The following is a 21,328-nucleotide window of genomic DNA, read 5'->3' on the forward strand; positions in this document are numbered from 1 at the left end:
AACCCTTTCCGACGGGAAAGGGTTTTTTGCCGGAAGGGCATTATTTGATTTCTTCTATCACTTGATTAATAAGTTTTTTGCAATGATCTGTAATGGTTTTAGGAAACTCCTCATCATATTCAACACCGTGCGGATAATAGTGTTTTCCAAGGTAAGGATCCGACAGTTCAATCTTTGCATGAGAGCTCTCAACTTCGCCCTCTGCTACACGGCATGGAAAACGCAAGTAATACACGTCACCATTCGTCATATCTTCAAATTTATAATCGTATGTAATTCTTTCATAATCCCACTGTCCTGCACGGATGATTCCATGGTTATGCATAATATGTTCAAGAATTGAAAATTGGACAACTTGCCCCTTTAGGCCGCTTTCTTCAAATAACATTTCCTTAACCTCCCAATGTTCATGTAAACCTTTACTTATCTATGATAGTATGAATGCTTTAAAGATGCAATCGTTGTCATAATATTTCCCCTTTATTGAATGGACGTATAGAATGCCTTCAGAAGTGAACACTAATCTCGATAAAAATTGAGTATGGAGGAATCTTTAATGAAAACAATTCGTGACATTATGACAACGAACGTGGATACTTGTTCACCACAGGACAGCATCTATGAAATTGCTGTAAAAATGAAACAGGATGATGTAGGGGTCATTCCAGTATGTGAAGGAATGAAACTCCTCGGAGTCATCACGGACAGAGATATCGTCATCAGGGCAGTTGCAGAGAAGAAACAGGGTTCAACGAAGGTAACGGATGTCATGAGCAGTGAACTCGTAACAGGGAGCCCGGACATGAACATAGAGGAAGCTTCCGATCTCATGTCAAAGGATCAGATACGCCGCTTGCCAATCGTAGAGAACAGCAATTTAGTTGGAATTGTTTCCCTTGGAGACATCGCTGTGCATAAAGAAACAGACTCTAAAGCAGGTGTGGCACTAAGTGAGATTTCGGAACAAAGAGATCAGCTTCAGTAAACTTGCAAATACCCTAAATGAAAGCACCTTGTAGAAGGTGCTTTTTTAATTTATAGACAAATTCCACAATTGTGAAGTACAGTTATGAAAGGTATGTTTTGAAGGGAGAACCACTTTTGAAGAAAACAGCAATCCTAACGCTTTTTGCAATTCTCGTTATCTCGTTCTTTTTGGACAGTTGTGATCAGAATTCTTATCATACTCCTGAGAGACAGGAGAAACATAAAATTCCTCAGGAGAGTATTCAAACATTAAGCATCGAAAAATCGACCGTGGCTAATTTTGTAGGTAAAAGCAATAACTATCTGACCAAACGGCTTGGCCCCCCGGACCGGATCGAACCATCAGCTTACGGATATGACTGGTATGTTTACTCAAGTTTCGAGAACCAGTATATGCAGGCAGGAATCAAGGATAATAAAGTGGTAACCGTCTTTGTGGCAGGGGACGGAGTGCCGATCAAACCGTTCAAGATCGGCCAGTCCGTAACGTCGCTTCTAAAAGAGATTCCTGTTAAGAGTGAGATTACCGTTAATAAAACCGATGATTTATTTCGTTTCGAGCTATCGGAAGAAGAAATGAATACCCGTCCTCTCATTCCATTTCATGATATTTTTGCTCAGCTTTATTTTGATAAATTTACTCAGGAGCTTTCCAGCATCAGGTATCTGGATAAAGAAACATTGCTCTTGCAAAGACCCTATTCTGTCGTATACAGAGGCAGCTTGGAGAAACAGCCTGAATTCTCAGAAAAGTTGAAGAGAAAAATTGAAAAAGGACAAGAACAGCAGATTCTGGATATTACCAATGTCATTCGCTTAAAACATGGGTTAGCTCCTTTAGAAAAGGATAGCAAGACAGCAAAAGTGGCCTATAACCACAGCAAAGAAATGGAAGAGCTTGATTATTTTTCGCATACGTCACCCACGTCAGGTGACTTGGCCGATCGGCTAGAAGCGGGAAAAGTGAAATACTCACAGGCCGGTGAAAATATTGCAGCAAAATATACAGATGGACCGGCTGCAGTAGAGGGATGGCTCAACAGCCAGAGCCACCGGGAAGCGCTTTTAAATAAAAACTATACTCGCTTGGGTGTGGGGGTTTATGGGAGCAATTATACACAAAATTTTATAAAGCCATGATAAGCAGTAAGGGAAGGTCAGATGATCTCCCTTATTTTTTTTGAAACACAAAAAACGTGTTGCTGTGTTAGAGCTCCAGCGCTTTTCGGACCTAAGCAGGCCGCTTACGCCTTTCTTACAATAAAAAACGTGCCGGTCGAGACGGCAATTAATTGGTTTTGGTCACCGTAAACTTTTGATTCTGTAACGATGACTTTTTTTCCACGGTTGAGCACTTCTGCTTCACAGCGAAGAAAGCTTCCTGTTCCGGGAGAAGTAAAGTTTACTTTCATTTCAACGGTAACAGCTGCTGATCCTTCAGAAAGCGTCTGGTTGGCTGCTGTTCCCATAGCGGTGTCCATTAAAGTTGCAGTGAGCCCGCCATGCACTATTCCTATTGTGTTGCTTAATAATGGAGTGATTGGCACAGTAATTTCCAATTTATGATCGTTTATGATGTTCAGCTTCATATCCATTAAGCTTGAAATATAAGTAGAGTGGGTGTGTTTCCTTTTATTTTTTAAGCTTTTTAAGATGCCTGACAGCACATTTCTCTCTTCTTCTGAGGCTTCTGTTATGAAAGACTCCATCTCTCTATACAATTTCATTTTTTATTTCCTCTCTCTCTGTCTAGTTGCACGCCTGCTGCTCTTCAATTTTGACACAAAAATCAAAGGGAAACAACGATGTTTAAAGCATCACAAGAAAAATAGGCGCACCATTTTATAGGCGGAACTGTATCATGTAATAGGTGAATTGTAGTCGTTGAAGGACAGCCGGGGGTGAGAAGATGAAAAAGGACGTTGAGGCATTCCGAATATTTGTTCAGAAACATCCTAAGCTGATAAGTGAAGTCCGTTCAAATAATCGTACGTGGAGGGATGTCTATGAAGATTGGTATTTCCTTGGGGCAAATCATGAAAGCTGGAAGGCTTTTAAGGCCGAAAAGGATCAGGATACGGTAAAAACCGGTCATTTCAGGGGACTGAAGGAAAGAAAACAGAAACAGGAACCGGAATCGGCTGAAGAACAGTCTAAAAAAGAAATTACAGTCGGAGATGTTTTTTCCATGTTTCGAGACATCAATGTCAGTGAAATTCAGCAGCATATTGTCCAATTCAGCGGTGCGATCGAAGGCATTCATCAGTTGCTGAAGCAGTTCCAGGGCAGCAAATCAGTTCAGGGCCCGCCGTCAAATTCAAAGGATAGTTATTTTTCAGTATTTAAAGACTAAGGGGTGTGACGGATGAGAAAGGAAATTATTGACTATTTAAATACTAGGCCAGACCTTAAGTTTTTTATTCGGGAGCAGCCTAGATGGTATCGGGATCTATCGAGAAATCCACTTTTGCTGGAAGTGATGGAAAGTGAAGCGAATGTGTTCTTTGGGAGGACATTTGGCCAGCGGATTGATAAGTTCCACAATCAAGTGAAAACAGTTGGATTGATGATTGATTTTCTGAGCATGATGGGAAAAGGAGAAGACCTATAGGCCTGCTATAGGCTTCCTTTTCACCATAATAAAGGGATAGTTTGCTTACCGGTCCATTTCAGCTGCTGTAAGATACTCATAAATTTTTTTCTCTGGAGATACGGCAAGCTGGTTAAAGGCCTGGTTTCCGAACAGCACATTAAACTCTAGAATATAATAACGGCCGTTCGCCGCAACGATATCAAAGCCTGCATGGTTGATATTGAGTTCTTGAGCAACACGAAGGACAAGCTCTAATGCTTCAGCAGGAATGTTATCGAATGAGAGGGTTCCGCCCTGGCTTACGTTATTATGAAAGCCGTTGCTGCCTATGCGCCAATAACTTCCGATAATCTCATTTCCAACTACGCATATGCGAAGATCACGGTCAATCGGAAGGTACTCCTGTATATAGAAAACATCGTTTGCTTTTGCATATTCTTCGAATTCCTGTTCGTTATGAATAAGAAATACGCCTTTCCCCATTGAATTACGAATCTCCTTGGCAACAAAAGGAAAAGAGAAAGTCTCCAGAACCTTGCGCTTGTTCTCATTGGAATGTCCTAGAATCTCAGTGTATGGAAGATTTTCTGGACAAACCGTCCATAACGCGCGTGTCATCTCCATTTTGCTAAACCCAAGCTGAATACTTTCGATACTCGGAAATATTTTTTTCTTCATACCATATACCAACGAGTTTACCTGCCAGTTTTCCGGAAAAAGAAGCACGTCTGCTGCTTTTATTTTATCAAGCTCTTTGAACATGTTGTCAGGCTTTACATACTGTATGCCAGGGATTCCAATCGTTCTAAAAGGGTTAAACGTTACAAGTTTCATTGCGGTCCTCGCTCTCAAAGTCTTTCAAACGAGAGTATTATACTTTTTTTTATAAGAAGGAGTCAATGTTGTGAAGGCGGTTTTTCTTTTATCTCATAATAATTTCGGCTATAATAATAAGATGAAGGTAGAAATTAAAAGTAATCACTTCAGGGAGTGAGAGGATGCTGGGATTAGTGCTGGATTTTGAATTGCTGGATGAAACCTATTCTCTCGGAAAGATGATAGCTGAATCAGAAGCTGCCATACAATACCGAGTGTGTAAATATAATCTTGAACAAGACGCAAATGCTCAGAAGCTCATCAATGAGTTCAACAAAACAAAAGAGCTGTATGAGGAAGTTCAGCGTTTTGGAAAGTATCATCCTGATTATAAAACCGTCTCAACAAAGGTGAGGGTTTTAAAAAGGGAACTCGATTTTAATGAGACAATAGCCGGTTTCAAAAAAGCGGAGAAAGAATTGGAAAGCCTGTTAAACGAATGCAGTTCCCTTATAGCGGGAAGCGTTTCAGAGCACATCAAAGTGCCGACAGGCAACCCATTCTTTGATTCAAAAAGCTGCAGCGGCGGATGCGGAAGCGGAGGCGGATGCAGCTGCAGTTAAGGGCTCTCGATACAGAGCTCTTATTTTTCTTTTATCTATGATAGCGGATACAATCTTCACAAAGATTGCCGCAGCAGAACATCTTTTGTTGAGGAACGAGAAATCGGAACCGGTATACATATAAATGAGAATCTGTCCGGACATAGGATATTTCTGCGTTCAGCCTTTTGCCCATCATGGCTTGGATTGATCGAAGTTTGATCTCTTCCTCTATTTTCGTTCTGTCCGCCGATCCATCCGTTTTAATATAAAGAAACGGTATACCGGTGATGAGTTTTTTTTCTGCAGAATGGATAAAGGAAGTCTGCCGTACGGCCTCGAGGAAGCCATTCCAAATGATGTCAAGGTTCATAGGGGAAACTCCTTTTCTTAAATGGGATTAAATTGCAGACTGATAATAATCATGCTAGACTAAAAAAATGATGGTGTTAAAGGAGTAATTTATGATTGGAAACCGAATGGGGCTTGCGGTTTATTTGCATTCACTGAAATTTTCAAAGCAGCTGAGGAGATATGGAAATGTACATTATATTTCAAAACGGATGAAATATGCTGTTATATATTGCGATGCAGCAAAAATTGATGATGTTGCCGGTAAACTGGAATCTCTTCATTTTGTGAAAGAAGTGAAACGATCTCATAAACATGAGATCAAAACAGAATATGAAAGCAAGATCCCGGATAAAGCAAAGGAATATGATTACAAGATGGGATTATAAAAGACGATGACCCGAAAGAAGGATTGGGTCATCTTTTTATTTTATAACAATGGCGGGATTAGATAATTTAAACGCAAAATGCCGGTCAAATAGTGAAAATACAGTTCTTTTTCTTCGAAGTCTCCTGAAGGTTTCACGTCAAAGGTGATGATTTTCTTCTCCAGTTTCCGGGAGAGCTCTTCAAAAAGCTGATATCGCTTTGAATCTGCCGGAATCCCTTCCCGGCATATGTATAAAGGCTGGAATTTTCCTTCATCTGCCGGATGCAGTACGACGATGAATGAGGCTTTATGAATCCCGTTGATCTCAGTTCTTAGAACTAGCAGCTGACTGAGTCTCTTTTTGTTCGTTTCGGCGATTTCCATTAGTTCATAAATATCTGAATAACCTTCTCCGAGTTCAATAAAACGCTGAATCATAGGATGCGTTGATCCCCCTTTCTTTCTTTGACTTTAGCACACAAGGCTGAGGCTGAAAAGGGAGGGGGGCTCTTTATGAATCAAAAAAAACCCGCAGAACATCTGCGGGTTGCCCAAGGATAGATAAAAAACACTTTTTCCTATCTTTAAGGCGATGGGAGAGGAGAAACCGGAGGAAGAACTTATGGGGAAGTAAGTCTTCTCCGCGGTTGGCAACAACATCATTAGGGATGTTGTTAGGATTAGTATAGCCTTTGTCTAATTTTCTATACTTTAGGCTTGTAAAATAACTTGACAGTTTCTGTTTATTCTAAAAAAAGTGTGATAGGATAATGTTGAATAAAGAGCTGGAAGCAGCCATTAATCGTAAATTGATATGTAAGGTGTGGAAAAATGAGAGTTATTTCAGGTGAATGCAAGGGCAGGCCGTTGAAAGCTGTTCCGGGACAGTCAACACGCCCCACAACAGATAAAATCAAAGAGTCACTTTTTAATATTATCGGCCCTTATTTTGATGGCGGAATTGGACTGGACTTATACGGCGGCAGTGGAGGCCTGGGAATAGAGGCTCTTAGCCGGGGAATGGATAAGATGATCTTTGTGGACCGTGACACAAAGGCAGCAGAGACGATTAAGAATAATATTAAAGCATGCCGTTATGAAGAAAAGACAGAAGTTTATAGAATAGAATCACAGCGAGCCTTAAAGGCACTGAAAAAAAGGGAGTTTCAATTTGACCTTGTGCTTCTTGATCCGCCTTATGCGAAACAGCGGATTGCCGACGACATAACAAAACTTGATGAATATGGTTTATTAAGCAATGGTGTTCAGGTTGTAGCAGAACACGATCCTGGTGTGCCCCTTCCTTCATCGATCGGAAGTCTTGAAAGAGTGAGAGAAGAGACTTACGGAAGTACTAAGCTTTCTTTATATTTACGCAGAGAAGAGTAAATACATTGGATAAGAGGTGGAGAGCATGCCGAATATAGCCGTTTGTTCTGGGAGTTTTGACCCAGTCACACTTGGACATTTGGATATAATCAAACGGGGCGCAAAGGTTTTCGATGAGGTTATCGTTGTAGTAGCGAATAATCAGAGCAAAAGCCCATTATTTTCTGTAGAAGAACGGATCGGCCTGCTTCAGGAAGTGACAGGTGAACTTCCAAACGTCCGGATTGATTCATTCAGCGGACTTTTGATCGACTATGTTAAAAGCGTAGGAGCAAGTGTCATACTTAGGGGACTCCGGGCAGTATCGGATTTTGAATATGAAATGCAGATTGCATCCATCAATAAAAAGCTGAACGAAGAAGTAGAAACGTTTTTTATGATGACAAACAATCAGTATTCCTTCTTAAGCTCAAGTATCGTTAAAGAGGCAGCTAAATACCATGCATCTGTAGAGGGACTCGTTCCCCCCGCCGTACAGGACGCATTAAAACAGAAGTTCAAAACCCCCCATTAATGAAAACGGGGGTTTTTTTTGTTGAGCGAATGCTTAAGGCCCCAGATCAATATAGAAAGAATAAGAGCTGCAAGTGTCATATATGAACCTGCTTTTATAAAGAAGTGACAATATTCATCCCAAGGGTACATCATCAATTGGTTCTGTGACCAAACGGTTATTGATGTTTTGGAATGACCGGAAAGAAACAAGGGAAAGAACAGTGCTGCTAATACAGAAGCATACAGACCGTGCAAAAGCCTGGCGAAAAAGAACGGTTTGAAGCGAATGTCCGTATCAGCAAGAATGCTGGCAACCTGAGCCTGAACAGAAAAGCCGCTGAAGGCGAGAATGAAACTGACAATAATGCATTGCTGCAAAAGTATGCTTGTGCTTTCGCTGGCGAGCTTGCTGCCGAGAGTGATCTCAAACAGGCCCGTTATGAGCGGATAGCTGAGGACGCCTGAAATAGAGAGGATCGAAAAACATTTTTCAAGCAGGTGTGCAAAGACAGGCGTTATCGCCAACAGACTTAAAACCTTATTGATCACTGAAAACAAGATGATAAATCCTCCGATCATCAGAAGTGTACTGGTAGATGATTGAACAGCATCTCCTAACAGCTTTCCGATGGGCCGGCCGTCGGCCAGCCGGGCCTGATGCATTTTTTGCAGAGCGCTTAACGGCTTGAACCTTGTTAAAAAGCGGTTCGAATCTTCCCCTTTCATCGTTTTCTTCCCATGGAATCTCATGGTGAGGCCGACAAGTATGTTTCCTGCATAGTGGCTTAAGGCCAAAACGATACCGAGAGACGGATTGTTAAAAAAACCGACAGCCACTGCTCCAAAGATAAACAGCGGGTTGGAACAGTTCGTAAAAGAAACGAGTCTTTCTGCTTCAATCGTATTGATTTCTTTTTGCTGCCACAGTCTGGCCGTAAGTTTGGCTCCAGCCGGAAAACCGGATGAAAGCCCCATTGCCCAGACAAATCCCCCAGAACCGGGTACCTTGAACAAAGGACGCATTAAAGGCTCAAACAGAACGCCAAAAAAATGAACAACACCAAACCCGATCAAGATTTCGGAAAGGATAAAAAAGGGTAAAAGAGAAGGGAACACAACTTCCCACCACATCTCCAAACCGTCCAGCGATGCCGCAAACGCCGCTTTTGGAAAGATCATAACCGCAGCAGCGAGCGTGATCGCGGCTATAGAGAGTACGATAGATTTATAAAAATTCCATTTCAATTTCATCCCCCGTTTCATCAGTGAGACTAAAGAGCCATCCCTTGTCCATCTATATATTTATACGTATAGGCAAGTTAATTAGACCATATCTTAAAAAGGACAAAAGGTTAGGAGGAGACTGTAATGCAGAGGCCGATCATCGGTTTGGCACTAGGGTCAGGTGGAGCTAGGGGCTTTGCACATATAGGAGTAATCAAGGCACTCCGTGAAGCGGAAATACCGATTGATATGATCGCGGGAAGCAGTATGGGTGCTCTAGTCGGAGCTATGGTTGGAATGGGGCATAATAATGAGAATCTCATAAAAATGGCAACTTTATTTAAAAGAAAGTATTATATGGATTATACAGTTCCTAAAATGGGGTTTGTTTCCGGAAAAAAAATAAAAGAACTGGTCCGCCTGCTCACTCAAAATAAAAAGATTGAAGACACCATCATCCCGCTTTCCATTGTTGCTACTGATTTGATCAAAGGTGAAAAAATTGTTTTTAGAGAAGGGCCGATTGCCGAGGCGGTCAGGGCAAGCATTTCCATTCCTGGCATTTTTGTACCTGAAAAAATAGGCGGCAGGCTGCTCGTTGACGGAGGAGTGATCGAAAGAGTGCCGGCTGCTGTTGTAAGGGAAATGGGAGCAGATATTGTGATCGCTGTAGATATCTCTCATTTTAAAGCTCAGCCGGAGATGGCTTCCATTCTGGATGTTATTGTCCAAAGCATTGATATCATGCAAAGAGAAATTGTCCGCTATCATGAGATCTCAGCTGATATTATGATCAGGCCGATGGTCGAACAATATAGCTCGACAGCTTTTAAGAATGTAAGTGAGATCATCTTAATTGGAGAAGAAGCAGGGAAAAGTAAAATTGAGATGATTAAAAGCAGAATTGAGAAATGGAAGGAGAACAATCATGAAAGACCATCAAAATCCCCGGAGATCGAGCCGGATTAGTAAATTATCAGTTCTTGGGGTGATCGTGCTGGCGCTGGTCATCGCACTGTATCCACTGCCTTATTATGTGACATCACCGGGAAGTGCCAATGAACTGGCCCCCATTATTCATGTAAAAGACGGCGATAAAGAAAAGGGAAGCTTTATGCTGACCACCGTACGGATTGGAAAAGCAAATATCCCTCAATATTTATATGCAAAAGTAAGCGATTACCGTGAACTTCTGCCGGCAAATGAAGTTCGTTCTGACGATGAAACAGATGAAGAATACAACCAGCGGCAGCTTCAGATGATGCAGGATTCTCAGCATGCAGCTACAGTAGTAGCTTACCGGAAAGCTGGAAAAAATGTAAAAATCATCAGCAAAGGTGTCTATGTTACCGGAATTATTTCAGGTATGCCTGCAGAAGGAAAGCTAAAAGTCGGGGATGAGATTACGGAATTAGAAGGAAAACCGGTAAAAACAACAGAAGAGCTGCTAAAAAAATTGGCAGGGAAAAAAGCGGGAGACAAAGTGCAATTAAAAGTCCTCAGAGGCAAAAAGACATTTATGAAAACCGTAGCTCTTGCTAAATTCCCTAAAAAACTCAGCCAGAACAATGAAAAAAGAGCGGGCATCGGCATTACATATCCTGTAACAGATGTAGAGATTAAAGTTGATCCGCCGATCTACATAAAAACAAGTGAAATCGGCGGCCCTTCAGCAGGTTTGATGTTTTCTCTGGAAATCTTAAATCAGCTGACAAAAGGCGATATGACGAAGGGACACAAGATTGCGGGAACAGGAACGATTAATATTAATGAGGAAGTCGGACCGATCGGCGGCATTCAGCAGAAGATTGTGGCCGCGGACAAAGCAGGTGCTGAAATCTTTTTTGCACCTGTCAGTGCCAACAATTACAAAGATGCTGTAAAAGCAGCGAAAGATATTAAAACGGATATGAAGATCATACCAGTTAAAAAAATGGATGACGCAATCAACTACCTGAACAAATTAAAATAAAAAGCAAAGGCCTATAGAAAGAGGCCCTTGCTTCTGTCAAAGCGTAAGGGAGGAGTACTATACTCTTCCTTTATTTTTTTGGAAAGAAACGCTTGCGGATATCCGGCATAATAAATGGACGAGACACGCTGTTCCAGCTCCAGCATAGGATGATTGTACTGTGAGACTGTGGTTACAATTGGTACAGTGACCTCTTTTTTGCGCGTTCTTAAGTATTTCTGCCCCTCACTGCTCATTCCCAGAATGCGTATGTATGGAGGCCCTTTGCGAACCCATTCTGCAGCCGTTTCTTTTGTAATATTGTGCAGGATATGAAGGCACATCCGCTGAAGCCTTGTCCATGTATAGCGTTTGGTTTTTAAGGCAGCCATAAACTCATGAAAATTATTTGCGCCTGAGATGACTGACCGGAGGCGGTGCTCCAAGCCCTCTTCTGTTTCATACAGCTCACTTAACTGTTTTGGTGTTGATGAGAGCAGTTTATACCGGAGGATTGGATATAATGACTCCCATGTAGTGAATTGTCCTGTTTCCTGAAGGTGGCTCTCTAGTATATCCAATGTATAATCTGGAACCGCTTCCTTAATTTCGTTTGTGCTTATGTTTCCAGATTCAAATAAAGTCTTTCTTATGGCGGTTGCACTTGCAATTTTATGTGCAGTGATTTGATCTTCGTGATAGGCGGCCCCGATTCGTTTAATGGTATTAGGCTTGATGGAGAACTCTTGATCGAGGATTGCTTTTACATATTCAATGCCTAAAATATTATTGGGCTTGGCAAGATCGAGGGTATTGCTGCTTAACATAAGTGAACCAGCAGCAAGGGAAGAAGCCTTCGGAAATGAATACCCTTGTTTTATAAACGATTGAAAAGATTGATCATATAGAGTTTTATTCTTCTCCAGTTCCGAAATTGTATGGTAGAATGAATCCATGTTTCCTGATTCACTGCCAAAGCAGATAGCATCAACACCCATTTCATTTAAAAGAAAGACACTTGATTGTGCAAAAATAGGTGCAGGTGATACGGCGAACAGATAGGGCAGTTCAATAACAAGGTCAGCGCCTCCCATAAGGGCCGTTCTTGACCGGTCCCATTTCGAGAGGATGGCGGGTTCACCGCGCTGCAGGAAATTCCCGCTCATAACGGCAACAATTATGTCACTCCCTGATTGTTTTTTTGATTGTTGCAAATGATAAGAATGTCCATTATGGAAAGGGTTATATTCAACGATGATTCCGCAGGCCTTCACGGATTAACCTCCTTTTTGAATAACCATAGTACTTATTCTAGTTTAACGTTAATTGCCGCTTCTTTAAAGAACATGCTGTAAAGATATTATGTTGACATTTCTCTTTATGGCCGATATAATTATTACTGTTGCCTTGAGGTGAAAATAGATGAATTGGTCACTACAGGAATTAAAAAACTTTTATCGAAAACCGCTTGAATTTGATGAGTATGTTGATGCAAGTGAACTTAAATCGCTTGATAAAGAAATTCGCGATATACCGCCTGTTCATGTTAGCGGACATGCCGATGTTACTCAGCAGAAAGCCACTTTTTACCTGAAGATTCAGGGAGAAATGGTTCTTCCCTGCTCAAACACATTGGCAGATGTCCATTTTCCATTTTCGATAAAGACAACCGAAATCTTTCTTCTGGATCCCTCATATACGGTACCAGCTGAAGAGGAGAACCTTCACACGGTTGAAGGGCATTTCCTTGATCTGATGCCTTATATACAAGAGCATATTCTGCTTGAAAAGCCGATCAAAGTGGTAGCCGGACCTGATGTTAAGGATAAGATGGCTCCGCCTGAAGGAGAAGGATGGCAGGTCGTTACAGAGGAAGACCGCAAGAAGAAGATTGACCCTAGACTTGCGGATCTTGCCAAGTTTTTTGACAAAGACAAATCGTAAAATTGGAAAATCTGATGTTTGTTTCAGACAAAACCAATACCCCATTTTAAGGAGGTGGATAACATGGCAGTACCTTTTCGCAGAACTTCCCAAACCCGCCAAGCAAAGCGCCGTACTCATTACAAGCTTGAAATGCCTGGTATGGTAAAATGTCCACAATGTGGAGAATACAAACTTTCTCACCGCGTATGCCGTGAATGCGGTTCTTACAAAGGAAAAGAAGTAATCAGCAGCAAATAAGAAGAAACAGGAAGCAAATCCGCTTCCTGTTTTTTTTATTTATATGTAAATTGAGGATTTATTGTTCAATTAAAGGATTTTCCCGCTTAAAAACGAACTATATGTGTGACGTAAAGGGGGAATTAGATGGAAAAAGTACTGTATACAATTGAAGATGAGATCGGATGGATCACCATCAACCGTCCTGAAGTCAGAAATGCCGTGGATTTTGAAGTAATGGAGCAATTAGAGGAATACATAACTCAAGCCCGACAAAACGATAAAGTAAAAGTCTTAGTGATCAGAGGAGCTGGAAACCGGGCATTTTGTGCTGGGGGAGATTTACGGGCATTTTCAGGTCTCAAAACAGAAAGACAAGCTCATATTATGCTTTCGAGGATGGGTGAAGTGCTGAAAGCCCTGTTTTTCTTTCCGAAGCCAACTGCCGCCTTGATCAATGGAACGGCAGTTGGAGGCGGATGTGAAATCGCGTCTGCCTGTGATGTCAGAATCGCTTCGGCGAATGTGAAGATGGGCTTCGTACAGGGAACGCTCGGGATAACAACAGGGTGGGGAGGCGGCACCTATCTCATGGAGAGGGTACGGAAACTGGATGCACTGGATATGCTGTGGAGCGCCGGAAAGCTGACAGCGAAACAGGCAGCCGACAAAGGGTTTTTACAGTATCTGATAAAAGACGGTGACATTCATACAGAATGCACTAAATATTTAAGAAGGTATACGGAACATTCGGTTGATGTGCTGATGGCCTATAAACAGGTATATCTTCGCAGCCTTCCCTTCCAAGAAATTAATACAAGAGCAGATGAAGAAATAAAAACATGTGCAAAGCTCTGGGAATCAGAAAATCATCACCATGCTGTTGCAGCATTTTTCAATAACAGCAACTGATTTGCCTTTGTTTTTTTACTAAGTATAGTATCCTGGCGGAATGGAAATCGTACGATGGAGACCTCTTATTAATAGAACAAAAGTCTATCTTTTCTATTAATTGCATAACTATGTAAAAACGACATAAAAGATGGAGGGATTAGGTTGACTGTTGTTCGCCAGGATGCTTGGAACCAGGAAGAAGATGTATTGCTAGCAGATGTTGTACTTCGCCATATCAGAGAAGGGAGCACTCAGCTGGCAGCGTTTGAAGAAGTGGGAGAAAAACTGTCACGTACTTCTGCGGCCTGTGGGTTCAGATGGAATTCTCTGATCAGAAAAAGGTATGAATCAGCCATCGCTATAGCAAAAAAGCAGCGAAAAGAAAGAAATAAAGATAAGATTGGTTATGAAGAAAGCCGAGTAGACGTTTCGAGTCATGCTGGTAAAAGAGATGAATATGTCGTTGCGAAGGAAAAGTCATTATCACTGGATGATGTCATTGTCTTCTTGAAGAATTTTAAATCTACTGAAGAACGCCGTTCAGACCAAGAGCTGGCTAATCTTCGGAATCAAGTGGAGGAACTGAAAACACAAAATGCTCAGTTTCAGTCCCATCTTCAGAAATTAAATCATGAATACCAGCTCGTTTGTGAAGATTATAAAGCACTGATAGAAATCATGGACCGTGCTAGAAAAATGGTGGCGACGGATGAAGAAGGCGGCAATCATCTGACATTTAAAGTAGACGGCCTTCAAAAACTTGAAAAATAAAAAAAGATGGCGGAGAGCGCCATCTTTTTTTATTTTTGCAAATTTAAATTATAGCGTTTGTTCAGATACCCCTTTTGGATAGGACACATAAGGGTTTTCCCCGCGGTCCCTTTCTTCATTGTAGGTAACGGCTTCAAAGCCCATTTTCTCCCAGAACCCGCTCGATTGCTGTCTTCCATTTGTTTTAATTGGAAGATTGAACGATTGTGCAAATTGAACCAGCGTTTTTCCGTAGCCTTTCCCTTGATACTGCGGCAGCACTTCCAGCTTCCACAATTCAAAATAATCCTGTGGTGGACTGAAATAACGGTCGTATGCTGCCTCAATTCTATATAAGCTCATCCTGGCCACTAATTTGTCGCCAAAATAGATTCCGTAAAAAGGAGACTCACTGTCATTTTCAATAATGTTATCTTGAAGATCCTCGAGCATAGACAGCTCCTGAATACCGTATTCTTTGAACTGTTTAAATTCTTCTAATGTTTTATAGTTGATGACTAAGCGTTTAACTGTATACGTTTCCATGGTGCTCATAACTCGTTCCCCCTCGAATGACTCTGTTGATTATCTTTCTTTTAGTATATACTAATTATGCGAAAAATTCTTTAAAAAAGAAATATTCGTTTTGTTGCCGCTTACAAAAGGAAAAAAATATTTTTTGTCGAATATACGACAATGAGGCATCGAAGGGAGGATATAGAGTGAAGAAAATATTGATCGCTAACCGGGGAGAAATTGCCGGACGAATCGTTAAAACATGTTCAGAAATGGGAATAGAATCGATTGTGGTCTATTCGGATGCTGACAAGGAACTTCCCTACGTTCAGCAGGCCACTCGTGCTTACCATCTGGGAGAACCCCCGGTTATTAAATCTTACTTGAACCAGGACAAAATCATTGAGATTGCACAATCTGAAAAGGTTGATGCGATTCATCCAGGCTATGGATTCCTCTCCGAGAACGGGGAGTTTGCTAAAAAAATAGAAGAACTAGGCATAACGTTCATCGGTCCGTCCCCGAACGTAGTAGAGGCCATGGGGGACAAAGTTCAGGCGAGAAAAACCATGGAGAAAGCGGGTGTCCCTGTTGTCCCTGGAACGACTGAACCGATTGCGGATGTAGAAGAAGCGGCATCTATCGCTGGCAAGATCGGCTATCCTGTTATGCTTAAGGCAAGCGCGGGAGGCGGAGGGATCGGTATGGTCCGCTGTGACGATGAAGAAACCCTTCGAAAGCAGTTCATGTCCAGCCAGCAGCGAGCTAAAATGTATTTTGGCAGCGACCGTATGTTTATAGAGAAATTTATCAGCCCTGCCCGCCATATTGAAGTTCAAGTATTTGGAGACAGCCAAGGAAACATCATCCATTTGTTTGAAAGAGACTGTTCCATTCAGAGGCGGCATCAAAAAGTCATTGAAGAATCACCTTCACCTTATTTAACTGAGAAACTGCGTGAAGAAATGGGTGAAGCCGCAGTGAAAGCTGCTCAATCTGTTTCCTATACGAATGCGGGTACAGTGGAATTTATCGTTGATGGCGATGGGCATTTTTATTTTCTTGAAATGAATACCCGTCTTCAGGTCGAACACCCCGTAACGGAAATGACGACCGGGTTGGATCTTGTGAGATGGCAGATTGAAGTGGCATCAGGAAAATCGCTTCCGCTCCTGCAGAATGAAGTGCAGCAGAAAGGCCATAGTATGGAATTCCGCCTATATGCAGAGGATCCTGTTAAATTTCTTCCTTCACCAGGAAAAATTGAAGTTCTTTCGTTCCCTCAAGGAGAAGGAATCCGAATTGATGCAGGTTATGCAGCAACAAACACCGTCTCTCCGTTTTATGACCCAATGATTGCGAAGATTATTGTAAGCGATTCCAACAGAGAGCAGTGCCTAAAGAAATCAGCTGAGTTTTTTAACGAGTTTGAGGTCAAAGGGATAAAAACAAATGCCCCTCTTTTCAAAAAGGTTCTTGAGGATCCTGATTTTCAAAAAGGGGTCTATACAACAGGTTTTTTAACTGAGAAGCCAAAGGTTACAGAACAATAAAATACGTAGGAGTGTATGAGAATGAAACAGGTTATCGCATCAATGGCAGGAACAGTATGGAATATTGCTGTATCAGAAGGAGACCAGGTATCTGCGGGACAGAGTGTTGTCATCCTCGAGTCAATGAAGATGGAAATACCGGTCGAAGCAGAGTCGGCAGGGACAGTAGAAGAGATTAAAGTAGCAGTTGGAGATTTCGTAAATGAAGGAGACGTTCTAGTTACTCTGGCTTAAGGTTACGGAGAAAAACTGAACGAGCGCTCACTCTTTAATGCAGATGGAGGGATAACGATGGATTCAACGAAGACAGAATCGTCCTATGAAGTACTTGTCAGCAAGATTAAAGCAGGCGGTGCGGAAAAATATCATGCTAAAAACGCCTCTCAAAACAAGATGTTTGCAAGAGAACGTCTCTCGCTGTTATTTGATGAAGGTGAATTTCATGAAGAAGACGGACTGTTTGCAAACAGCCAGGCGGGAGATCTTCCCGCTGATGGTGTCATCACGGCAACGGGCAAGGTAAACGGACAGACGGTATGTGCGATGGCGAATGATTCTACAGTTAAAGCGGGCTCGTGGGGTGCCCGTACTGTAGAAAAAATTATTCGTATCCAGGAAACAGCACAGCGGCTGAAAGTTCCGATGTTTTATCTGGTCGATTCTGCAGGTGCACGGATCACCGATCAGATTGACATGTTCCCGAATCGCAGGGGAGCTGGAAGGATTTTTTATAATCAGGTAAAAATGTCAGGCATGATTCCTCAAGTCTGCCTCCTTTTTGGACCTTCTGCTGCAGGCGGAGCATACATTCCTGCATTTTGTGACGTTGTTATCATGGTTGACCAGAATGCGTCCATGTATCTGGGCTCACCAAGAATGGCTGAAAAAGTAATCGGCGAAAAAGTTACCCTGGAAGAAATGGGCGGAGCAAGGATGCACTGTTCGGTGAGCGGTTGCGGGGATATCCTGGCTGCAGATGAAAAAGAAGCGGTCAGCTATGCGAGAAAGTACCTTTCTTATTTTCCGGCCAATTATAAGCATAAGCCTGCTTTTACAGAAGAGAAGGCGCCGGTTTCTGGAAGAGAGATCAGTGAAATCGTGCCAAAAAATCAGAACGTGCCTTTTGATATGTATGAATTTATCAGCAGAATTGTGGATGAAGACAGCTTTTTTGAGATGAAGAAGCTTTTTGCTGCAGAGATTGTTACCGGTTTTGCAAGAATAAAGGGCCGCCCGGTCGGATTGATCGCCAATCAGCCAAAAGTGAAAGGCGGAGTGCTGTTTGTTGATTCAGCCGATAAGGCCGCTAAATTTATCACGCTGTGTGATGCTTTCAATATCCCTGTTATTTTCCTTGCGGATGTACCTGGTTTTATGATTGGTACGAAAGTAGAACGAGCGGGCATTATCCGCCATGGAGCCAAGCTGATTGCCGCCATGAGTGATGTCACGGTTCCTAAACTGTCTGTTATCGTAAGAAAAGCCTATGGAGCTGGACTTTATGCGATGGCTGGCCCTGCTTTTGAACCGGACTGCTGCATCGCGCTTCCTACCGCGCAAATTGCTGTTATGGGCCCAGAAGCTGCTGTAAATGCAGTTTATTCAAACAAAATTAATGAGATTGAAGATCCGAAAGAACGCGTGATGTATGTCCAGCAGAAACAACAGGAATACAAAGAGCATATTGACGTGTATAAATTGGCTTCAGAGCTGATTATTGATGATATTGTTGAACCTTCTGCTTTAAGGGAGACGCTCTATCACAGACTCGTCTTTTTTGAATCAAAAGATATGGTGTTTAGTGAAAGAAAGCATCCTGTCTATCCGGTATAAAGGATCCCTCCGCTTTTTTTGGCGGAGGTCTTTTTATGTCAAGATATGATAATATGAAGAAAATACGATGATACATAGGGATTAGGAGAAGTCCATGAAAATTGCCATAATCGGAGGAGGATCGATCGGCCTTCTCCTAGCATCATTTTTTTCAGAAGAAGGCCAAGAGGTTACAGTTTGCACAAGAACAGGCCAGCAGGCAAACGCCATCAAACGAAATGGGGTGAGCTGCAGGTCCGTTTCAGGTACTGAAAAAACATATCCAGTTTCTGCGAGTCTGATTGATGAATACAAAGAGGAACCGCATTATACGGTTGTTTGTGTAAAACAGCATCACCTGCCTGCTGTCTATGCCATTTTACGTTCCAGCCAGAGGTATTTAGACAGTACACTGCTCTTTATACAAAACGGAATGGGTCATGTGGATTCATTGGATTCCCTGCCCCAGCATAATATTTTGGCCGGCATCATTGAACATGGAGCGCTTAAGATCAGTGATCATGAAGTGCGGCATACCGGAAATGGGAAAATTAAGCTCGCCTCTTACCGGGGCGGCATTGACAATGCATTTTGGGGAAGAATGATAACAGGATGCTTCAGTATTGAAGCGAAAGACAGGCTTGATTCCATCATGAAGGAAAAACTTGTGGTAAACAGTGTGGTCAATCCACTAACCTCATTGTTCCGTGTTCAGAATGGTGACATTGAGCGGAATGCTCATTTAAGAGTAATGGCGAAACTTCTTTTTGAAGAAGCCTGTGGTGTTTTAGGTATTGGAGAGACGGATGCTCTTTGGGAGCATGTAAGGAATGTCTGCAGAAGAACAGCGGATAATCGGTCTTCGATGTTAAGGGATATTGAAGAAGGACGAAAAACAGAGATCGAAGCCATCAGCGGATATCTTCTTATGATCGCTGATCATAAGGGGATGCATCTTCCTAACACGAAGTTTATCTATCATGGAATCAAGGCATTAGAACCATAAAAGCGTAGAGGTTCATCTTCTATTGAATGTTGTTCTTCTTTTTGCATAAGTTACATTGAAGACTTTTGTTTTGCTGTCTTTATTTTTGTGCTTTTCTCCGAGCATTTCATTTTGGTGATGAACCTGTAGTTTGCTATACTCTATAAGCAGTTGTATACATAGAGAAAGGACGTACTTATATGAGGATCGATGAATTCCCTCTTCAAGATAAAAACCAAATAGCCGCATCATATTCAGCTGCTGATCCTTCAGTGGAAAACCTCTATGATTACAATGGGTTTACTGCTGAAATGATGGAACAACGGATTTCGGATATCGGCAGCAGAGAGTATGAACGTGAAAAATTGGCGAATTATCTTTCTGATTATAATTTTCAATTTTCCTGTTCAAAACAAACCTTAACCAACATCGAAAAACTAAGAAACCCTAAAAGTGCAGCAGTGATCGGCGGACAACAGGCGGGATTGCTTACGGGCCCGCTGTTAACCATACACAAATGCATCAGCATCATACAATTTGCCTGTATTCAGGAACGGCAGCTGGGTGTTCCTGTCGTTCCTGTCTTTTGGATTGCTGGTGAAGACCATGATTATGATGAAATCAATCATGTGAATGTTGAACGCAACGGAGGCCCTAAAAAACGCTCCCTTCCACCGGTTAGCCCGTTAAAGACTTCCGCAACCTTAATGGAGTGGGATAGCGTGAAGGCGGCGGAGTGGGCTGAATCTGTTTTTAGGGAGTTTGGAGAAACGGAATTCACAAAAGAAGTACTTTCAAAAGTAAAAGAGATCTTCAAATCTTCTAAAACAGCGGTTCATTCGTTTGCTCAATTTATTACAGATCTATTTGGAGAATACGGTTTGGTTTTAGTGGACTCTGGGGAACCGCATTTTAAGCGGCTTCAGACAGAAACCTTGGAAAAAATGATTCTTCGCAACAAAGAGGTGGATGAGGCTTTTGCTGCTGGCATCGGACAATTAACCGGTCGAGGGTTTTCTGCTCCGGTAGAGCTTCAAGAAAACAACGCCCACATGTTTATCTATCAAAATGAAGAAAGACTGCTGTTATTTCGGGATGATAGCGGTAACTTCCTCTCGAAAAATGAGGAAGTAACCATCACCTCAGAACAGCTCATGGCTAATGCCAAAGAAAAGCCGGAACTCTTCAGCAATAATGTTGTGACCAGACCTGTCATGCAAGAAAGCCTGTTTCCAGTCTTGGCATTTATCGCAGGATCGGGTGAGATTGCCTACTGGTCTGCACTTAAAGAAGTATTTCATCTTTTTGGCTTTAAGATGCCGCCTCTAGTACCCAGGCTTTCCATGACCATCGTAACCGGAAAGAATGAAAAACAGCTGAAAGAAACAGGGTTGAAAGTGGAGGATGTTCTGCGGGAAGGAACCGAAGTACACAAACAGTCTTGGTATGAAACCCATAAACCAATCGATACGAAAGGTGTCTATACGGAGACATTGACCAAGATCGAGGCGGCTCATACAGAACTGAAAACGCTGGCGCTCACTATTGATCCTTCTCTTAAGAGGCTTTCGGACATAAACCTAAACAGAATCAAAAATGAAGTTGATTATCTGCATACAAAAATGGAGCGGGCCATGAAAAAGGAATTAAAGGAGCCTCTTGCTTTGTTCGATCATCTGCAGTGCGATCTCGCTCCGGATGGTGTGCTTCAGGAGAGAGTTTGGAATGCTTTTTCATACATTAACCGCTATGGAACAGATTGGATTAAACAGCTAACAGAGCAGCCTCTTGAATTCAATGGCAAGCATAAACTTGTATATGTACGTTAAATTAAAAACGAAATAAAATGATAAAAAAAATCCTGCCCTACAGCAGGA

Annotated in this window: 27 protein-coding genes; 19 read left to right on the forward strand and 8 right to left on the reverse strand. The window is 42.1% G+C overall.

What is annotated here, in order from left to right; all coding sequences use genetic code 11:
• Positions 1–40: 40 nt before the first annotated feature.
• The gene (locus LCY76_RS09740) at positions 41–388 is read right to left on the reverse strand and encodes a YugN family protein (protein WP_053354614.1); all 348 of its coding nucleotides are present in this window, start codon (positions 386–388) and stop codon (positions 41–43) included.
• A 168-nt stretch (positions 389–556) separates the two neighbouring features.
• Between LCY76_RS09740 and LCY76_RS09745 the strand changes: the two genes are divergently transcribed.
• On the forward strand, positions 557–985 hold the full coding sequence (locus tag LCY76_RS09745) for a CBS domain-containing protein (protein WP_248252481.1): 429 nt from the start codon (positions 557–559) through the stop codon (positions 983–985).
• A 116-nt stretch (positions 986–1,101) separates the two neighbouring features.
• The gene (locus LCY76_RS09750) at positions 1,102–2,127 is read left to right on the forward strand and encodes a CAP domain-containing protein (protein ID WP_248252482.1); all 1,026 of its coding nucleotides are present in this window, start codon (positions 1,102–1,104) and stop codon (positions 2,125–2,127) included.
• Positions 2,128–2,231: 104 nt separating this feature from the next.
• Here the strand turns inward: LCY76_RS09750 and LCY76_RS09755 are convergent, their stop codons facing one another.
• Positions 2,232–2,714 (reverse strand): PaaI family thioesterase, encoded by a 483-nt coding sequence (locus LCY76_RS09755; protein ID WP_248252483.1) that lies wholly within the window; start codon positions 2,712–2,714, stop codon positions 2,232–2,234.
• Between the two features lie 182 nt (positions 2,715–2,896).
• Here LCY76_RS09755 and ylbD point away from each other — a divergent pair, with 182 nt between their 5' ends.
• Both ylbD and LCY76_RS09765 read left to right on the forward strand, forming a co-directional pair.
• Entirely contained in the window at positions 2,897–3,340 is a 444-nt protein-coding gene (ylbD, locus tag LCY76_RS09760; RefSeq protein WP_248252484.1) for a YlbD family protein, read from the forward strand.
• Between the two features lie 12 nt (positions 3,341–3,352).
• Positions 3,353–3,598, forward strand: a complete 246-nt coding sequence (locus LCY76_RS09765) for a YlbE-like family protein (RefSeq protein ID WP_248252485.1) — start codon at positions 3,353–3,355, stop codon at positions 3,596–3,598.
• A gap of 45 nt (positions 3,599–3,643) precedes the next feature.
• Here LCY76_RS09765 and LCY76_RS09770 read toward each other — a convergent pair whose 3' ends face one another.
• Positions 3,644–4,414, reverse strand: a complete 771-nt coding sequence (locus LCY76_RS09770) for an ATP-grasp domain-containing protein (RefSeq protein WP_248252486.1) — start codon at positions 4,412–4,414, stop codon at positions 3,644–3,646.
• 164 nt (positions 4,415–4,578) lie between these two features.
• Here LCY76_RS09770 and LCY76_RS09775 point away from each other — a divergent pair, with 164 nt between their 5' ends.
• Complete coding sequence (locus LCY76_RS09775; protein ID WP_248252487.1) at positions 4,579–5,019, forward strand: YlbF/YmcA family competence regulator; 441 nt, start codon at positions 4,579–4,581, stop codon at positions 5,017–5,019.
• Positions 5,020–5,050: 31 nt separating this feature from the next.
• Here the strand turns inward: LCY76_RS09775 and LCY76_RS09780 are convergent, their stop codons facing one another.
• Positions 5,051–5,371: a hypothetical protein gene (locus LCY76_RS09780; protein ID WP_248252488.1), complete on the reverse strand. Its 321-nt coding sequence runs from the start codon at positions 5,369–5,371 to the stop codon at positions 5,051–5,053.
• A 91-nt stretch (positions 5,372–5,462) separates the two neighbouring features.
• Here LCY76_RS09780 and LCY76_RS09785 point away from each other — a divergent pair, with 91 nt between their 5' ends.
• Complete coding sequence (locus LCY76_RS09785) at positions 5,463–5,738, forward strand: YlbG family protein (protein ID WP_248252489.1); 276 nt, start codon at positions 5,463–5,465, stop codon at positions 5,736–5,738.
• 41 nt (positions 5,739–5,779) lie between these two features.
• Here the strand turns inward: LCY76_RS09785 and LCY76_RS09790 are convergent, their stop codons facing one another.
• Positions 5,780–6,157, reverse strand: a complete 378-nt coding sequence (locus LCY76_RS09790) for a DUF7147 family protein (RefSeq protein WP_248252490.1) — start codon at positions 6,155–6,157, stop codon at positions 5,780–5,782.
• Positions 6,158–6,550: 393 nt separating this feature from the next.
• Between LCY76_RS09790 and rsmD the strand changes: the two genes are divergently transcribed.
• Both rsmD and coaD read left to right on the forward strand, forming a co-directional pair.
• Entirely contained in the window at positions 6,551–7,108 is a 558-nt protein-coding gene (gene rsmD / locus LCY76_RS09795) for a 16S rRNA (guanine(966)-N(2))-methyltransferase RsmD (RefSeq protein WP_248252491.1), read from the forward strand.
• Positions 7,109–7,133: 25 nt separating this feature from the next.
• Positions 7,134–7,622 (forward strand): pantetheine-phosphate adenylyltransferase, encoded by a 489-nt coding sequence (coaD, locus tag LCY76_RS09800; RefSeq protein ID WP_248252492.1) that lies wholly within the window; start codon positions 7,134–7,136, stop codon positions 7,620–7,622.
• Here coaD and ylbJ read toward each other — a convergent pair.
• Positions 7,619–8,854 carry a sporulation integral membrane protein YlbJ gene (ylbJ, locus tag LCY76_RS09805; protein WP_248252493.1) on the reverse strand — a complete coding sequence of 412 codons (1,236 nt, stop codon included), beginning with the start codon at positions 8,852–8,854 and terminating at the stop codon, positions 7,619–7,621. The genes coaD and ylbJ overlap by 4 nt on opposite strands.
• 117 nt (positions 8,855–8,971) lie before the next feature.
• Between ylbJ and LCY76_RS09810 the strand changes: the two genes are divergently transcribed.
• Both LCY76_RS09810 and LCY76_RS09815 read left to right on the forward strand, forming a co-directional pair.
• Complete coding sequence (locus tag LCY76_RS09810; RefSeq protein WP_248252494.1) at positions 8,972–9,796, forward strand: patatin-like phospholipase family protein; 825 nt, start codon at positions 8,972–8,974, stop codon at positions 9,794–9,796.
• Positions 9,756–10,799, forward strand: a complete 1,044-nt coding sequence (locus LCY76_RS09815) for a SepM family pheromone-processing serine protease (RefSeq protein ID WP_248252495.1) — start codon at positions 9,756–9,758, stop codon at positions 10,797–10,799. The genes LCY76_RS09810 and LCY76_RS09815 overlap by 41 nt, the downstream gene beginning before the upstream one ends.
• A gap of 11 nt (positions 10,800–10,810) precedes the next feature.
• Here LCY76_RS09815 and LCY76_RS09820 read toward each other — a convergent pair whose 3' ends face one another.
• Positions 10,811–12,052, reverse strand: coding sequence for a nucleotidyltransferase (locus LCY76_RS09820; RefSeq protein WP_248252496.1), 1,242 nt, complete (start codon positions 12,050–12,052; stop codon positions 10,811–10,813).
• 148 nt (positions 12,053–12,200) lie between these two features.
• On the opposite strand from LCY76_RS09820, the gene LCY76_RS09825 reads away from it, so the two are divergent.
• The 4 genes from LCY76_RS09825 to LCY76_RS09840 all read left to right on the forward strand — a co-directional run bounded on the left by LCY76_RS09825 (position 12,201) and on the right by LCY76_RS09840 (position 14,606).
• Positions 12,201–12,722, forward strand: a complete 522-nt coding sequence (locus LCY76_RS09825) for a YceD family protein (RefSeq protein WP_248252497.1) — start codon at positions 12,201–12,203, stop codon at positions 12,720–12,722.
• A gap of 63 nt (positions 12,723–12,785) precedes the next feature.
• A complete protein-coding gene (gene rpmF, locus LCY76_RS09830) occupies positions 12,786–12,962 on the forward strand; it encodes a 50S ribosomal protein L32 (protein WP_053354596.1) in 177 nt (58 codons plus the stop codon).
• Between the two features lie 126 nt (positions 12,963–13,088).
• The gene (locus LCY76_RS09835) at positions 13,089–13,853 is read left to right on the forward strand and encodes an enoyl-CoA hydratase/isomerase family protein (protein WP_248252498.1); all 765 of its coding nucleotides are present in this window, start codon (positions 13,089–13,091) and stop codon (positions 13,851–13,853) included.
• Positions 13,854–13,997: 144 nt separating this feature from the next.
• Positions 13,998–14,606, forward strand: a complete 609-nt coding sequence (locus LCY76_RS09840) for an RsfA family transcriptional regulator (protein WP_248252499.1) — start codon at positions 13,998–14,000, stop codon at positions 14,604–14,606.
• Positions 14,607–14,654: 48 nt separating this feature from the next.
• Here LCY76_RS09840 and LCY76_RS09845 read toward each other — a convergent pair whose 3' ends face one another.
• Positions 14,655–15,131, reverse strand: a complete 477-nt coding sequence (locus LCY76_RS09845) for an N-acetyltransferase (protein WP_248254643.1) — start codon at positions 15,129–15,131, stop codon at positions 14,655–14,657.
• Positions 15,132–15,307: 176 nt separating this feature from the next.
• Here LCY76_RS09845 and LCY76_RS09850 point away from each other — a divergent pair, with 176 nt between their 5' ends.
• From LCY76_RS09850 to bshC, 5 genes are all read left to right on the forward strand, one after another.
• Positions 15,308–16,654 (forward strand): acetyl-CoA carboxylase biotin carboxylase subunit, encoded by a 1,347-nt coding sequence (locus tag LCY76_RS09850; protein ID WP_248252500.1) that lies wholly within the window; start codon positions 15,308–15,310, stop codon positions 16,652–16,654.
• Positions 16,655–16,675: 21 nt separating this feature from the next.
• Positions 16,676–16,888, forward strand: a complete 213-nt coding sequence (locus LCY76_RS09855) for an acetyl-CoA carboxylase biotin carboxyl carrier protein subunit (protein ID WP_248252501.1) — start codon at positions 16,676–16,678, stop codon at positions 16,886–16,888.
• 57 nt (positions 16,889–16,945) lie between these two features.
• The gene (locus LCY76_RS09860) at positions 16,946–18,487 is read left to right on the forward strand and encodes an acyl-CoA carboxylase subunit beta (RefSeq protein WP_248252502.1); all 1,542 of its coding nucleotides are present in this window, start codon (positions 16,946–16,948) and stop codon (positions 18,485–18,487) included.
• Between the two features lie 94 nt (positions 18,488–18,581).
• A complete protein-coding gene (locus tag LCY76_RS09865; RefSeq protein WP_248252503.1) occupies positions 18,582–19,472 on the forward strand; it encodes a ketopantoate reductase family protein in 891 nt (296 codons plus the stop codon).
• 179 nt (positions 19,473–19,651) lie between these two features.
• Positions 19,652–21,280 carry a bacillithiol biosynthesis cysteine-adding enzyme BshC gene (gene bshC, locus LCY76_RS09870; RefSeq protein ID WP_248252504.1) on the forward strand — a complete coding sequence of 543 codons (1,629 nt, stop codon included), beginning with the start codon at positions 19,652–19,654 and terminating at the stop codon, positions 21,278–21,280.
• Positions 21,281–21,328 lie beyond the last annotated feature (48 nt).

Origin of the sequence: Fictibacillus marinisediminis (genome assembly GCF_023149135.1) — a bacterium.
Taxonomy (GTDB): domain Bacteria; phylum Bacillota; class Bacilli; order Bacillales; family Fictibacillaceae; genus Fictibacillus_C; species Fictibacillus_C marinisediminis.